The following is a 12682-nucleotide window of genomic DNA, read 5'->3' on the forward strand; positions in this document are numbered from 1 at the left end:
GTCGTCGAGAGGCGTTCCCCGCTCGTTCACGCGGCCTTTCCGATAGCACATTCCGCTCGGATACTCGATGCCGTCCTGATGGGCCTCCTGGTCTACCGGCTCCCCACCCCCTTCCTCCCGGGGAGCGTCCCGCTGGCCCAGACGGCGCTGGCCGCCCTGGTCCTCGTCAGCCTCTTCCGGCGGCCCACCCGCCGTCTCGGACGGGCCGCCTGGTACCCGTGGCTGTGCCTCGCCCTGCTCGCCTTCGTCCTCGCCGGCTCGTCCTTCGACGGCCTCGACGCCCTGCGCCGGGCGGCGAACATCGCGCTCGTCATGCTCGCCGCGGGCTTCCTCGCGAGCGGGCGGATCGACGTGGTCTCGGGGCTCAAAGGGCTCGCCGCGGCCCTGTCGCTGAACGCTGTGCTGTTCGTCGCGGGACTCGCCCCGGACAGCTACCAGGGCGCCCTGACCGGCTTCCTCCAGGACAAGAACGTGGCCGGTCTCGTCTACGGAGCGGCGGCGCTGCTGGTCTCGGCGCTCGGCTCGCGGCTGTGGCTGCGGATCGGCGTGCTCGCGCTCGGGGCCGCCGCGGTCGTCGCCACCGACTCCCGCACGTCGATGGCGGCCTACGCCTGCGCGCTGGTGTGGCTCGTCGCGGCGCCGTACCTGCGCCTGCTCTTCCGCGCGCTCCTCGGCGGCGGCCTCGTCCTGCTGTTCCTCTGGGCCGAGCGGAACCTGGCGACGGCCGGCGACTACGGGGTGGAGCGGGCCGGCTCCGACGCCCTGCGCGCCCGCATCCTCGACGCCTCGGTCGACAAGGCGGCGCTCTCGCCGTGGACCGGCTCCGGGCTCGGCGAGGCGACCGCGCGGGTCGACGGGATCGACTGGTTCTTCCACAACTCCTACCTGGCGCTGATGGCCGAGGGCGGCGTCGTGCTGCTCGTCGGCGTCGTCGGCACCGTGCTCGTGGCCGGCTTCGCGACCACGGCCGCCGGGGCCGGGAGCCGCCCGGGGCACGCGGTCGGCGCGGCGAGCATCCTGGTGCTGCTGTGCGCGACGCAGCTCGGCGAGGTGTTCTTCGCCCCGATCTCGTTCGTCGTCGTCGGCGCGGGTCTCGCTCTGCTCGCGGAGCAGTCCGCCCGCGTCCGCGCTCTGCCGCCGGAGTAGCGCCTCCCGCGTCCACCCGATCCGGCGCGTATCCGCGGATCCGGGGCGCGCAGGTCCCGGTCGGCGGGCGCTTCCCGGTGGGGCGGAGCTCGCCTGGTGCGGCCCCGGCCGACCGCCGCTCAGACGCGGCCGCGCTCGCGGACCGCGTCGCGGAGGATGGCGCGCACGCCCGCCCACATGTGCCGCGCGTTCAGCTCGGCCAGCACCCGCTCCCGGCCCGCGCGGGCGACTTCGGCCCTCTTCCCGTCGTCGCTCAGCACCGCCTCCAGCACCACCGCGATCCCCGCCGGGTCGTGCAGGGGCAGCGCGAAGGACGTCTCGCCGTCGCGGATGTAGCCGGTCATCGCGGCGCTCGCGGTGACCGCCGTGCAGGTCCCGCAGCCGGAGGCCTCCAGCAGGACGCTCTGGCCCGTTGGGTAGGCCAGGTCGTGGCTGGTGACGACGACGAGCTCGGCGTCGCGCAGGTTGTCGCGGTGCCCGCCGACCGGGACGGGGTCGTGCAGGACGACGTTGGCCGGCAGCGCCCGGGACGGCCGCCGCGCAGGAGTGATCACGATGTCGAACCGCCGGTGCGGCAGGCGCTCGGCGGCGGCGACCAGCGAGTCGAAGTCGCGCCCGCGGTCGACCCCGACGGCGAGCACCTCGAACCGCTTCGGACGCGGCGGAACGGGCCGGTAGTAGTCGGAGTCGACCCCGAAGAGGACCGGTGCGATCCGCCGCTCGTCGACGCCGTGGCGGGCGAAGACCTCGCGCTGGTTCTCGCTGAGCACGACGAGCCGGTCGACGCCCTGGAGCAGCCGGACCACCTGTCGGCGCCGCTCCGGCGAGCCGGTGAGCAGCTCCTCCGCCCACCAGCAGGAGAGGACCACGAGCGGCGTGCGGCCGTACGGCCCGAGCCGCGCGCGCCGGAGCAGCGCGGGGAGGCCCGCCTCCGGCTCGAGCACGCAGAGCACCGCGTCGGCCGAGCGGACCGCCCGGAGCGCGCGCAGCTGCGTGTCCACGTTCAGCCCCGTGCGGTGCTCCACGACGTCGCGCAGCTTCACGTGCGCGGGCCGAGACGCGTGACCGGGGACGAGGAGCCGCGTCGAGTCGTCCCGGAGGAGGTCGGCCCGGTACGGCAGCCTCCCGCGGGCGAAGGGCTCGCCCGGAGCCAGGCCTAGTGTCGGGTGCTTGAGGAACAGTCCGAGCACTCTGAGGACTTCCGGTTCGCGGGTCATCGTCGTCCTTCTCTGAGTGGATGAGGAGATGCTCCCGGCGGCATTCTCCGGAAAGCGGATCGGTCCCGTGGCGGGAGGATCAGGAATCACCGGAGAGGACCATTCGCGCCAGAAGTCCGTCGATAGCCGACTTCCCGGAGGACGGCGAGTAGGAATCGTTCCAGCGGGCACGATCACTCTCCCGCGACTCCGATAGTCCTCTCTTCTTCCGGGCTCTGATCAGCTCGGCCAGAGCCCGCGGATCGCCGGCTCGGAACGTGGCGCCGATCGACGGGCCGACGACCTCGGGGAGCGCACCGGCGTCGCTCACGACCACGGGGACGCCGGCCGACATCGCCTCCGTCACGACCAGGCCGAACGACTCCGGCTGCACCGACGGCACCACCAGGAGGTCGATCCGCGAGAAGAGGTCGCCGGGCTCGATCCACCCCGGCCGGTCCACCAGAGCGGCGACCGGGGCGAGGGCAGCCTCCACCTCGCGACGCTCCCGCTCCGCCACGAACCGGGGCTCGCCCGCCAGCACCAGGCGATACGCGCCCGGTTCCCCGGCCTCCAGCAGCGCCAGCGCCTCGGTGAGGACCCGCACCCCCTTCGCGAGCGAGGGACGCCCGAGGAAGCCGAGGACGGTCGTCCCGTCCTCCCGCGGCCGCGCCTCCGGCAAATCGACGCGGCGGCTCCAGTTCGGCAGCACGGTCGACCCGGGGACGACCCCCGCCAGGTAGCGGGAGGGGACGAGGGTCGCCAGGGCGCCGCGGCGGGCGACGGGCGCGAGCAGCCGCTGCAGGCCGGACGGGCGCTGGTGCAGATGCACGATCCGCCGCGGACGCCCTGCCGTCGCGACGGCCGGCACCAGCCCGTTGCACCACAGCACGCCCTCGCGGGAGGAGGCGTCCCAGCGACGCAGCGCACGCATCCAGGCGGGTCTGCCCACGGCCTCGAGCTCGACGACCCGGTGGCCGGCGGCGAGGGCGGCGGCGACGAGCGCACGCGGCTCCGAGGGGCCGACGACCACGACAGGGACCTCGAGCGCCTCGAGCGCCTCCGCGATGCTCAGCAGCATCACCTCGCCGCCGCCGATGTCGCCGTTGTTGGTCGCGAGCGCCACCGGAGGCCGCCCGGCGCCGCCCGCTCCCCCGTGGATCATCCGCCGCCCCGCCCGCCTCCGTGCGGCGCCCCCGCGGCCCGCGGGCCCATCCTCACCGAGACGAGCGCTCCGCTCCACCGCCCCCGGCCGGGCTCCGCGGGCTGCCGGAGCGCTGGAATACTGACCGGATGGAGCTCGTGGGCGTTCTCTGGGCCGACGAGGCCGTGCCGCTCGTGTCGGCGTTCGTCCACCGGCGGGCCGACGCGGCGGGCCTGCGCGCACTCGTGCTCAAGGGCCCGACCGCCGCCGCCGACCGGCTCCGGCCGCCCCGCACCTCCGGCGACGTCGACCTGCTGGTCGCCCCCGACGACCTGCCCCGGATCCTGGCTCTCCTGGCCGCCGACGGCTGGACCGAGCGGCCCTGGCCGGACGGACCGACGCTCGCGGCCAAGCACTCGCGCTCCTACCGGCACGCCGCGTGGCCGGTCGACATCGATGTGCACTGGCGCTGGCCGGGCTTCCTCGTGCCGCCGCGCGACGCCTTCGAGGCGCTGTGGAGCCGGCACCGGATCGTGGAGCTGGCCGGCCGTCCGGTCGCGACCGCGAGCGTCGCCGACTCGGCGCTCGTGCTGGCGCTGCACGCGCTCCGCGACGCCTGGCAGATCACGGACCCGCGCCTCACGCGGCCGTCCGACTACGACCTGCTCGTCGAGGCGGTGGCCGCCCGCGCGGAGCTGCACGCTCCGCTCCGGGCGGCTGCGGAGGAGCTCGGCGCCGTCCAGACCGCGCAGCCCTTCCTCGACGCGCTCGGCATCCGCGCGCGCGCCGGGGAGGTGCCCGCGGCCGAGCTGCGGGCGTGGCGGATCAACGCGAGCTCGCCCCACGCCTCCGCGGGGTGGGTGCAGGCCGTGCGCGCGGCCGGCTGGCGGCAGCGGCCGCTGCTCCTCGCCCGCGCCGTCTTCCCCGCTCCCCACGCACTGCGTGCCGCCGACCCCGCCATCGGCCCGCGCCGGATCGACGTGGCGGCCGGCTGGTGGCGGCGGCTGCGCCGCGGCGCCCGCACGGCTCCGCTCGCGTGGGACCACCTCCGACGGACGGACAGGACCTGACATGACCCGCCGGCTGATCCGCGCCCCCTTCGGGCTCGGCGTGCGCTTCACCTTCGACGACACCGTCCCCGACCGCTTCGTGGCGGAGGTGGAGGAGTCGTGGAACGACGTGGACGACGACGCCGATCGCCCGGGCTCCGAGTACCGGGTGTCGCTGACCGAGCCGGTCGGGGAGCCGGGAGTGATCGCGCAGCCGACCGAGGACGCCCTCGCCGAGCACATCGGCGCCGCGCTCACCCTCGCGGCGGCCGACGCCTGCGAGGGCCGGCTGCTCAGCGTGCACGCCTCGGCGGTCGCCCTGCCCGACGGTCGGGTCGTCGCGTTCGTCGGCCGGCCCGGTGCCGGGAAGTCGACCCTCGTGAGCCTCGCCGCTCGGCGGTACGGGTACGTGACCGACGAGACGCTCGCCGTCCGCCGCGACGGGCGGGTGCTGCCGTTCCGGAAGCCCGTCGCCCTCCTCGACGGCGGCGACTGGAAGCGGCACCGCTCCCCCGCCGCGATGGGCCTGCAGCCGCTGCCGGACGCTCCGCTGCGCCTGGCCGCCCTGCTCCTGATCGCCCGCGACCCGTCCGGCCCGGCGGAGCCCCGGCTCGAGCCGATCGCCTTCGACGAGGCGCTCTCGGTGCTGCTGCCCGAGCTGAGCCACTTCGCACGGGTGCCCGCGGCGCTGCACCACCTCGCCGGGCTGCTCGATTCCGTCGGCGGGGCGCGGGTGCTCCGCTACCGCGAGGCGGAGACGGTGCTGCCCCTCCTCGAGCGGATCGGGGAGCCGTCACCGGTCGTAGCCGATGCACCCGAGGCCGATCCGGCGGCGCTCGGCCCGGGCCTGCTCGCGCGCGCCGCCGGCGTCGAGTGGGTCGAGCGCGACGGAGTGGTCAGCTGCCTCCTCGACGAGCGGGTCGAGACGCTGACCGGGATCGGCCCGGTGCTGTGGCGCGTTCTCGGGACGCCCGCGACGGTCGACGCGCTGACCGGGGCCGTCGTCGCCGAGCACGGCGCCCCGCCCGCGGGCGACCCCCGGGCGCACGTCGAGGCCGTGCTCGACGCGATGGTCGAGCACGGCCTCGTGGTCCACGGCGCCTGACGGCGCCGAGCGCGCGGCTAGCCCGTGCGGACGTTCGGCCCGACGGAGCCGCGGGCGATGAACAGGTCGAGCAGGTTCACGAGCCCCACCGCGCGGATGTAGAGCGCCGCGACGTCGTAGCGGCCGACGGGGAGCGCCTCGAGGGCGGCCGGCCCGGTCGGGTTGGTGGAGCGGTTCTGCGCGTTGACGTCGATCTGGATGACGTCCCGCAGGGCGGTGAAGACCGGGGTGAGGACCGCGTTCTGCAGCGTCGTGAGCAGCGGCGGGAGAGTGACGGTGAGCAGGGTGGTCACCAGCGTCTGGACGCCCAGACCGACGGCACCCGCACTGACCAGCGGGACGCCGTTCACCCGGATGGCGGCCCCGAGCCGGGTCGTCAGGGTGGAGAGGAGCGCGGCGGTGAAGTTCCCCACCGCGGTGCCCGGCACCTGCAGGGCGTTGTCGACGAAGAGGGTCGAGTTCGGCGGGAGGCCGTTGACGTAGGGCGAGGTCGCGCCCTGGCCCGGTGCTCCGCCGAGCAGCGAGAAGAGATCGACCGTGATGGTCGCGGGGTTCGTCGACAGCTGCGCCTGGATCGGCTGCGTGCCGCCGGGGATGCTGCCGCCGAGGACCGACGTGGTGTCGACCGTGACCGTCAGCCCGAGGCCCGAGAGGTTCACCACGGCACCGAGCAGCGTGTTGATCGCCGTCGTGATCGCGGTCAGCGTCGGCGAGGTCAGCACCAGGTCCAGGCGGCCGACCTGGTAGTCGCGCTGCAGGTTGTCCGACCCGGGCACGCAGGCCGACTGGAGGGACGCGCGACCGGTCAGGGCGCCGATCCGCAGGGTCAGGTCCGTCACGTTGGTGAGCAGAGCGGCCACTCCCGCGCCGCCGGACGCCGCGAGGATCGCCCGGAGGTTCACCGTCCCGAAGTCGGGGAAGCTCCCCGCCGTCGAGTCGAGCGCCAGCTGGCCCGCGTCCGTGATCGCGCCGGAGGCGCCGCGGACGGTGCCGTTCGTGTTCGCCGACGCGTACTGGTTGAGGGTGCCGACGCCGGCAGGAGCCGCCAGCGTGAGGAGGGAGGAGAGCGTGCCGGTCAGCCCGGTCGCGTTCACGGCGATCGTGTTCAGCACCGTGGCGTTGACGCCGCCGGTCACGACGGCCGGGTTGCCCTGGTCGGGAGCGATCGCCGTCACGCCCGAGACGCCGGCGACGGTGTCGAGGTTCACTCCGCCGAGGAAGCCGCTGAGGAGGCGTCCGCGGGCGACCGCCTGGAAGACCGTGCCCACCGGGAAGCAGCTGATCGAGACGGCGGAGGCGGACTGCGCCAGCATCACCGCGGGCACCGACCAGACCGCTCCGGCCACGACCGTCCGCCGTGCGAAGACGCCCGCGGAATTCGCGCTCTTCTTCTCGCTCTTATCGCTGATATCGCTGGATGCGAGCGGATTAGACTCCGACATTGGCGGCCCTCCGGTGCTGTCGCTCGACGTACACCCCTTGGCGCGTCGGCGGCAAACATAGCGAGAGAGGCGTCGTCATAAGAGGCGCTGGCGGATTTCTACTCGCACTGGCGGTGATCAGCGGAGAGGACGCGGAGAAGATGGCAGAGGACCCCCGGCTCCTTCTCTGGCGGCGCCGCCCGGACACGGCCTCCGTCGATCTGAACGGGCGCGTCCTGGTGCTCCCGCTGGACGTCTCCCCGATGGGCAGCCCCTACGCGCTGCGCGAGAGCGTGGCCGCGACCTGGCGGGCGCTCGACGACGAGCCGCTGGACTTCTCCGGCCTGGCCGACCGGCTCGCCCGCCTCCACGCCACCGATCCCGGCGCCATCGCCGACGACCTGGCGCGCGTGCTGAGCGGGCTGGAGGAGCTGCTCCTGGTCGAGAGCAGCCCGCGCGGCGAGGAGTCCCGATGAGCGTCGCGAGCGTCGTCGTCCCCAGCTACGCGGGTGCGGCCCGCCTGCCCCGCCTCCTCGCCGCCCTCGCGGCTCAGACCCACCGCGACCTCGACGTGGTCGTGGTCCTCGACGGCGTCGTCGATTCCAGCGAGCGCGCCCTCGACGCCTCCCCCGTGCCCGTGCGCCGCGTCGTGCTCCCCGAGAACCGGGGGCGCTCCGCCGCGCTCACCGCCGGCTTCGACGCCGCGCGGGGCGACGTGCTGATCCGCTGCGACGACGACCTCGAGCCCGGCCCGGGCTGGGCCGCCGCGCACGTCGGGGCCCACCGGGACGCGGTCGTCGGCGTCGTCGGCCTCTGCCCCGACGTCGATCCGGGCACCGCCTACTCCCGCGCCTACGGCCGGCCCGCCGGCGAGCGCTTCCGCCGCGGCGCCTACGCGGCGGGCCCCGACGCCTCCTGGCGCTACTGGGGCGGCAACGTCTCGGTGACGCGGGCGACGTACGACCGGGTCGGCGGCTACAGCACCGACTACCGCGAGTACGGCTGGGAGGACGTCGACTGGGGCTACCGGCTGCACCGCCTGGGAGTGCCGGTGCGGATCGAGCCCGGCGCCGAGGCCCTGCACCACGGCGCCTCCGTCTCGGCGGCGGTCCGCAGCCGGCGCGCGTTCCTCTCGGGGGCGGCCCGCCGCACCTTCGAGCGGCTGCACCCCGAGCAGGTGCGGGAGGCGGCGCCCGCAGCCGGCGCGTGGGACGCGGCCGTGCGCCTCCTGGCCCGCGGCGGGAGCGAGCGGCGGACGGCACTGGTCGCGGGAGTCGCGGACGCCGCGCTCGGAGTGGTGCCCCGCCCGGTCGGCGAGAAGCTGGTCGCGCTCGCCGTCGAGTCCGCGGCGATCGCGGGCTACGACCGCGGCAGAGGCGTCCCGCGCACGGGTGACGGCGGCGCGGATCGACGGATCCGCGGGCCCGGCAGCGGCGCCGACGCCGTGCGGGAGCCGATCTAGGCTCCCCCGCATGCGAGTCCTTCTGGTGGGCGGAGCGGGCTACATCGGAAGCCACACCGCCGTCGCGCTCCTCGAGAGCGGCCACGAGGTGCTGGTCGTGGACGACCTCTCGCACGCGAGCGAGCGGACCCTCGACGCGGTGGAGGAGCTGAGCGGCTCGGTGGTCCCCCGCCTGATCGCCGACGCGCGCGACACGGCCGTACTGACCCGCTTCCTCACCGCCCACGGCCCGGTCGACGCCCTGGTCCTGCTCGCCGGGCTCAAGTCGGTCGGCGACTCGGTGCGGCGGCCCCTCGAGTACTGGACGGTCAACGTCGGGCTCGCCACCGCGGCGTTCTCGGTCGCGGCGGAATCGGGGATCCGCACCGTCGTGTTCTCGAGCTCAGCGGCCGTCTACAGCCCGGGCGGCGCGATGCCGGTCGGGGAGGACTCCCCCGCCGGGCTGAGCGCGGCGAGCCCCTACGGCGCGACCAAGCGCGTCATCGAGGAGATCCTCGGCGACGCCGCGCGCGCCGATCCCCTCCTGCGCGCGGTCAGCCTCCGCTACTTCAATCCCATCGGCGCGCACCCGTCGGGGCGGATCGGCGAGGATCCGGCCACGGCGCCGGGGAGCCTCCTGCCCGTGCTGACACGGGCCGCGGGCGACCCCTCCCTGTGCGTCGACGTCCTCGGCGACGACTACCCGACCCCCGACGGCACGGGGCTGCGCGACTACATCCACGTCTGCGATCTCGCGGCCGGGCATGTCGCGGCGCTCGAGCGCGCGCGGCCCGGGCACCGGGTCTACAATCTCGGCACGGGCTCGCCGACGAGCGTCCTCGAGCTGATCGACGAGGTCGAGCGCGCGAGCGGGGAGACGGTCCGGTGGCGGGCCGTGGGGCGCCGGCCGGGCGACCTCGCCGCGAGCTGGGCCGACCCGGCACGCGCCGAGCGGGAGCTGGGCTGGCGGGCGGTGCGCACCGTCCGCGAGGGCGTCCGCGACCAGTGGCGGTGGCAGACCCTGCAACGCACCGCCGTCTCCTGATCCTTCCGGCACGGCGTCACTGAAAGAGTGACTTCTTCTTCTCCGCGACTCTCCTCCATCGTTGTGATCTCCGAGGGAATAGCGCCTCCGCGACGCACTCCAGACGATCCTCGCCATTCCAGTCGCGGCTTATCCGGATTATCGAATCCTCCTTTCCCCGTCGTTCTGCGACGACTCGTACTCGCCTTTCGATTCCTTCTCCATGAGCCGGTTAGCTTCTACTGCACTGCTGATCGGTCACCGACGACGGATAAGCATTCGGAGCCGCTCCCGTCTCCGGATGGCCGCCCGATCCTCACCGCACGCCCGGGGGAAGGGGCCCATCATCACTGCCGTCATCGACGCGACCACCCGTTCCCGATCCGTCCCGCCGGTCGGTCCCGGCCTGATCGTGCACGAGTGGGTCGAGCGCCGCGGAGGCGCCGAGCGCGTGCTCGAGGCGATGACCGAGGCCTTCGCCGACGCCGACGTCCGCGTCCTCTGGAGCGACTGCGCCGAGGTCGTCGGCAGGCCCGTCTCGGAGTCCTGGCTGGCGCGCACGCCGCTGCGCCGCCACAAGGTCCTCGCCCTGCCGGCGATGCTGCCCACGTGGCGGCTCCCGGTCGGCGCCTCCCGCGAGTGGGTGCTGGTCAGCTCGCACCTCTTCGCCCACCACGTCCGCACCAGCGGACCGACCCGCAAGCTCGTCTACGCGCACACCCCGGCCCGCTACATCTGGGAGCCCGACCGCGACGGCCGCGGCAGCAGCCTCGCCGCCCGCACCGCGAGCCTGCTCCTCAAGCCGATCGACCGCCTCCGCGCCGCCGAGGCCTCCTCCATCGCCGTGAACAGCCTCTTCACCGGGCAGCGGGTGCGCGACGCGTGGCACCAGCCGTCACGGGTCATCTACCCGCCGGTGAACACCGAGCTGCTCTCGACGATCAGCGACTGGCGCTCCCCGCTCGACGACGACGAGCTGCGCCTCCTCGACTCGCTCGCCCGGCCGTTCATCCTGGGCGCCTCGCGGTTCGTCCCCTACAAGCGCCTCGAGAAGGTCATGGACGCCGGAGCCCGCACCGGGCTGCCGGTCGTCATCGCCGGGCACGGCCCCTGGGAGGCGCGGCTCCGCGCCTACGCCGAGGAGATCCGGGCCGACGTGACCTTCGTCATCTCGCCCTCCGACCAGCTGATCCGCGCGCTCTACGCGCAGGCGCTCGTGTACGTCTTCCCCGCCGTCGAGGACTTCGGGATCATGCCCGTCGAGGCGATGGCCTGCGGGACGCCGGTCATCGGGACCGACATCGGCGGAGTGCGCGAGAGCGTGTCCCTCGCCGGCGGGGGCGTCATCGCCGACCTCGAGGGCGATCCGGACTGGAGCGACCTGCTGCGCCGTGCGCTCGCGCTCGACGTCGACGCCTTCCGGGCTCGCACCCGGGTCTTCTCGCGCCGGCGCTTCATCGCCGAGATCCAGGACTGGGTCGCCGAGCAGACCGCCTGACGACGGCGCTCCCCGCCGCGGGAGGCCGTCCGTGCGCGCGTCACCGTGCGTGCGGACGACGCTCCCGCGGAGGGATCAGAACAGGCCGCGCGGGGGCTCGATCGAGGCGAGGACGCCGGGGGCGGCGATCACGCTGAGGCGGCCGACCTCCTCCGGGGTCAGCTCGGGCAGGCGCTGCGCGAGGTCGAGGAAGCGCTCGATCTCGGACTCCTCGAGCACGTCGGCGGCGAGCGTGCGGAACTTCGACACGTACTGCTCGCGGCTGAACGGATGCGCGCCCAGCGGATGCGCGTCCGCCACCGCGATCTCGTCGACGATCGTCGTGCCGTCCGTCATCAGGATCTCGACGCGCGCGCCGAACGCCTTCTCGCCCGGATCGGTGGAGTGGTAGCGGCGCGTCCACTCCGCGTCCTCCTGCGTGGTGACCCGGTGCCAGAGCGCGATCGTGTCGGCGCGGGCGGCCCGCTCGGGGGCGTAGCTGTGCACGTGGTGCCAGGCGCCGTCCTGCAGCGCCACCGTGAAGATGTACGGCACGGAGTGGTCCAGCGTCTCGCGGGACGCGGCCGGGTCGTACTTCTGCGGGTCGTTCGCGCCCGAGCCGATCACGACGTGCGTGTGGTGCGAGGTGTGCAGGACGATCCGCTCGACGCGCTCGGGATCGGCGGCCTCGGGGTGCGTGCGGTGCAGGCGGCGGGCGAGGTCGATCAGCGCCTGCGCCTGGTACTCGGCCGAGTGCTCCTTCGTGTACGTGTCGAGGATCGCGCGCTTGGCCTCGCCGCGGTCGGGCAGCGGGACGTCGTAGCTCGCGTCGGCGCCGTCGAGCATCCAGGCGATGACGCCGTCCTCGCCCTCGTAGATCGGCGACGGGCTGGTCTCGCCGCGCATCGCCCGGTCGACCGCCTCGATCGCCATCTTCCCCGCGAAGGCCGGCGCGTACGCCTTCCAGCTCGAGATCTCGCCCTTGCGCGACTGCCGCGTGGCGGTCGTCGTGTGCAGGGCCTGCGCGACGGCCTGCTCGATCGTCGCGACGTCGAGGCCGAGCAGCGTGCCGATCCCGGCGGCGGCCGAGGGGCCGAGGTGCGCGACGTGATCGATCTTGTGCCGGTGCAGGCTGATCGCGCGCACCAGGTCGACCTGGACCTCGTAGCCGGTGACGATGCCGCGGACGAGCTGCGCCCCGCCGATGCCCGCGTGCTGGGCGACGGCGATCAGCGGAGGGATGTTGTCGCCCGGGTGCGAGTACTCGGCCGCCAGGAACGTGTCGTGGTAGTCGAGCTCGCGCACGGCGACTCCGTTGGCCCAGGCCGCCCACTCGGGCGAGACCCGGCGGGCCGGGTCGACGCCGAGGACGACCGAGCCCTGGCCGCCGATGGAGGCGGGGTGCGCGAGAGCCTGCGCGCGGGCGGCGACGACCGGGCGGCGCAGGAGCGACGCAGTGGCGACGGCGGCGTTGTCGATGACCCGGTTGACCACCATCTCGGCGACCTCGTCGTCGATCTCGACCGGATCGGCGGCGACCTCGGCGAGCGCGTGGGCGAGCTGCCCGTGTCGCGGGAGCTCCTCGTCGCTGCGGTGGACGCGGACGTGGTGTTCGTGCACGGGCGGCTCCTTCGTCTCTCCCCCCAGGCTATCGCCCGCCTCCGGCCCGGGCCGCGCGG

General features: G+C 74.5%; 11 protein-coding genes. 7 read left to right on the forward strand and 4 right to left on the reverse strand.

Translation table 11 applies throughout. The annotated features are described in order from the left end of the window. Window positions 1-78: 78 nt before the first annotated feature. Window positions 79-1146, forward strand: coding sequence for an O-antigen ligase family protein (locus C5C49_RS14115; protein ID WP_104346386.1), 1068 nt, complete (start codon window positions 79-81; stop codon window positions 1144-1146). Window positions 1147-1265: 119 nt separating this feature from the next. Here C5C49_RS14115 and C5C49_RS14120 read toward each other — a convergent pair whose 3' ends face one another. After that, the gene (locus C5C49_RS14120; protein WP_104346387.1) at window positions 1266-2363 is read right to left on the reverse strand and encodes a glycosyltransferase family 4 protein; all 1098 of its coding nucleotides are present in this window, start codon (window positions 2361-2363) and stop codon (window positions 1266-1268) included. Between the two features lie 79 nt (window positions 2364-2442). Continuing rightward, complete coding sequence (locus C5C49_RS14125; RefSeq protein WP_104346388.1) at window positions 2443-3507, reverse strand: glycosyltransferase family 4 protein; 1065 nt, start codon at window positions 3505-3507, stop codon at window positions 2443-2445. 128 nt (window positions 3508-3635) lie between these two features. On the opposite strand from C5C49_RS14125, the gene C5C49_RS14130 reads away from it, so the two are divergent. Beyond that, window positions 3636-4556 (forward strand): nucleotidyltransferase family protein, encoded by a 921-nt coding sequence (locus C5C49_RS14130; protein WP_104283082.1) that lies wholly within the window; start codon window positions 3636-3638, stop codon window positions 4554-4556. A 1-nt stretch (window position 4557) separates the two neighbouring features. Further along, complete coding sequence (locus tag C5C49_RS14135; RefSeq protein WP_104346389.1) at window positions 4558-5640, forward strand: PqqD family protein; 1083 nt, start codon at window positions 4558-4560, stop codon at window positions 5638-5640. Between the two features lie 17 nt (window positions 5641-5657). Here C5C49_RS14135 and C5C49_RS14140 read toward each other — a convergent pair whose 3' ends face one another. Further along, window positions 5658-7082: a choice-of-anchor G family protein gene (locus tag C5C49_RS14140; RefSeq protein WP_146084890.1), complete on the reverse strand. Its 1425-nt coding sequence runs from the start codon at window positions 7080-7082 to the stop codon at window positions 5658-5660. A 140-nt stretch (window positions 7083-7222) separates the two neighbouring features. Between C5C49_RS14140 and C5C49_RS14145 the strand changes: the two genes are divergently transcribed. The 4 genes from C5C49_RS14145 (at window position 7223) to C5C49_RS14160 (ending at window position 11024) form a co-directional block, all read left to right on the forward strand. Next, window positions 7223-7537 carry a hypothetical protein gene (locus C5C49_RS14145; RefSeq protein WP_146084891.1) on the forward strand — a complete coding sequence of 105 codons (315 nt, stop codon included), beginning with the start codon at window positions 7223-7225 and terminating at the stop codon, window positions 7535-7537. Further along, window positions 7534-8523: a glycosyltransferase family 2 protein gene (locus C5C49_RS14150; protein WP_104346392.1), complete on the forward strand. Its 990-nt coding sequence runs from the start codon at window positions 7534-7536 to the stop codon at window positions 8521-8523. Before C5C49_RS14145 ends, C5C49_RS14150 begins: the two co-directional genes overlap by 4 nt. A 10-nt stretch (window positions 8524-8533) precedes the next feature. Beyond that, window positions 8534-9547, forward strand: a complete 1014-nt coding sequence (galE, locus tag C5C49_RS14155) for a UDP-glucose 4-epimerase GalE (RefSeq protein ID WP_104346393.1) — start codon at window positions 8534-8536, stop codon at window positions 9545-9547. Window positions 9548-9827: 280 nt separating this feature from the next. Beyond that, window positions 9828-11024, forward strand: a complete 1197-nt coding sequence (locus C5C49_RS14160; protein WP_104346394.1) for a glycosyltransferase — start codon at window positions 9828-9830, stop codon at window positions 11022-11024. A gap of 75 nt (window positions 11025-11099) precedes the next feature. Here the strand turns inward: C5C49_RS14160 and C5C49_RS14165 are convergent, their stop codons facing one another. Then, window positions 11100-12623, reverse strand: coding sequence for an MmgE/PrpD family protein (locus C5C49_RS14165; protein ID WP_104346395.1), 1524 nt, complete (start codon window positions 12621-12623; stop codon window positions 11100-11102). Window positions 12624-12682: the final 59 nt, after the last annotated feature.

It is taken from the genome of Rathayibacter sp. AY1E2 (assembly GCF_002932325.1).
Classification (GTDB): Bacteria; Actinomycetota; Actinomycetes; order Actinomycetales; family Microbacteriaceae; genus Rathayibacter.

Bases quoted from the DNA above. Each gene is read 5' to 3' on its own strand.
- C5C49_RS14115 (WP_104346386.1), top strand. From the start codon at position 79: ATGGGCCTCCTGGTCTACCGGCTCCCCACCCCCTTCCTCCCGGGGAGC.
- C5C49_RS14120 (WP_104346387.1), bottom strand. From the start codon at position 2,363: ATGACCCGCGAACCGGAAGTCCTCAGAGTGCTCGGACTGTTCCTCAAG.
- C5C49_RS14150 (WP_104346392.1), top strand. From the start codon at position 7,534: ATGAGCGTCGCGAGCGTCGTCGTCCCCAGCTACGCGGGTGCGGCCCGC.
- C5C49_RS14125 (WP_104346388.1), bottom strand. From the start codon at position 3,507: ATGATCCACGGGGGAGCGGGCGGCGCCGGGCGGCCTCCGGTGGCGCTC.
- C5C49_RS14130 (WP_104283082.1), top strand. From the start codon at position 3,636: ATGGAGCTCGTGGGCGTTCTCTGGGCCGACGAGGCCGTGCCGCTCGTG.
- C5C49_RS14135 (WP_104346389.1), top strand. From the start codon at position 4,558: ATGACCCGCCGGCTGATCCGCGCCCCCTTCGGGCTCGGCGTGCGCTTC.
- C5C49_RS14160 (WP_104346394.1), top strand. From the start codon at position 9,828: ATGGCCGCCCGATCCTCACCGCACGCCCGGGGGAAGGGGCCCATCATC.
- galE (WP_104346393.1), top strand. From the start codon at position 8,534: ATGCGAGTCCTTCTGGTGGGCGGAGCGGGCTACATCGGAAGCCACACC.
- C5C49_RS14145 (WP_146084891.1), top strand. From the start codon at position 7,223: ATGGCAGAGGACCCCCGGCTCCTTCTCTGGCGGCGCCGCCCGGACACG.
- C5C49_RS14140 (WP_146084890.1), bottom strand. From the start codon at position 7,082: ATGTCGGAGTCTAATCCGCTCGCATCCAGCGATATCAGCGATAAGAGC.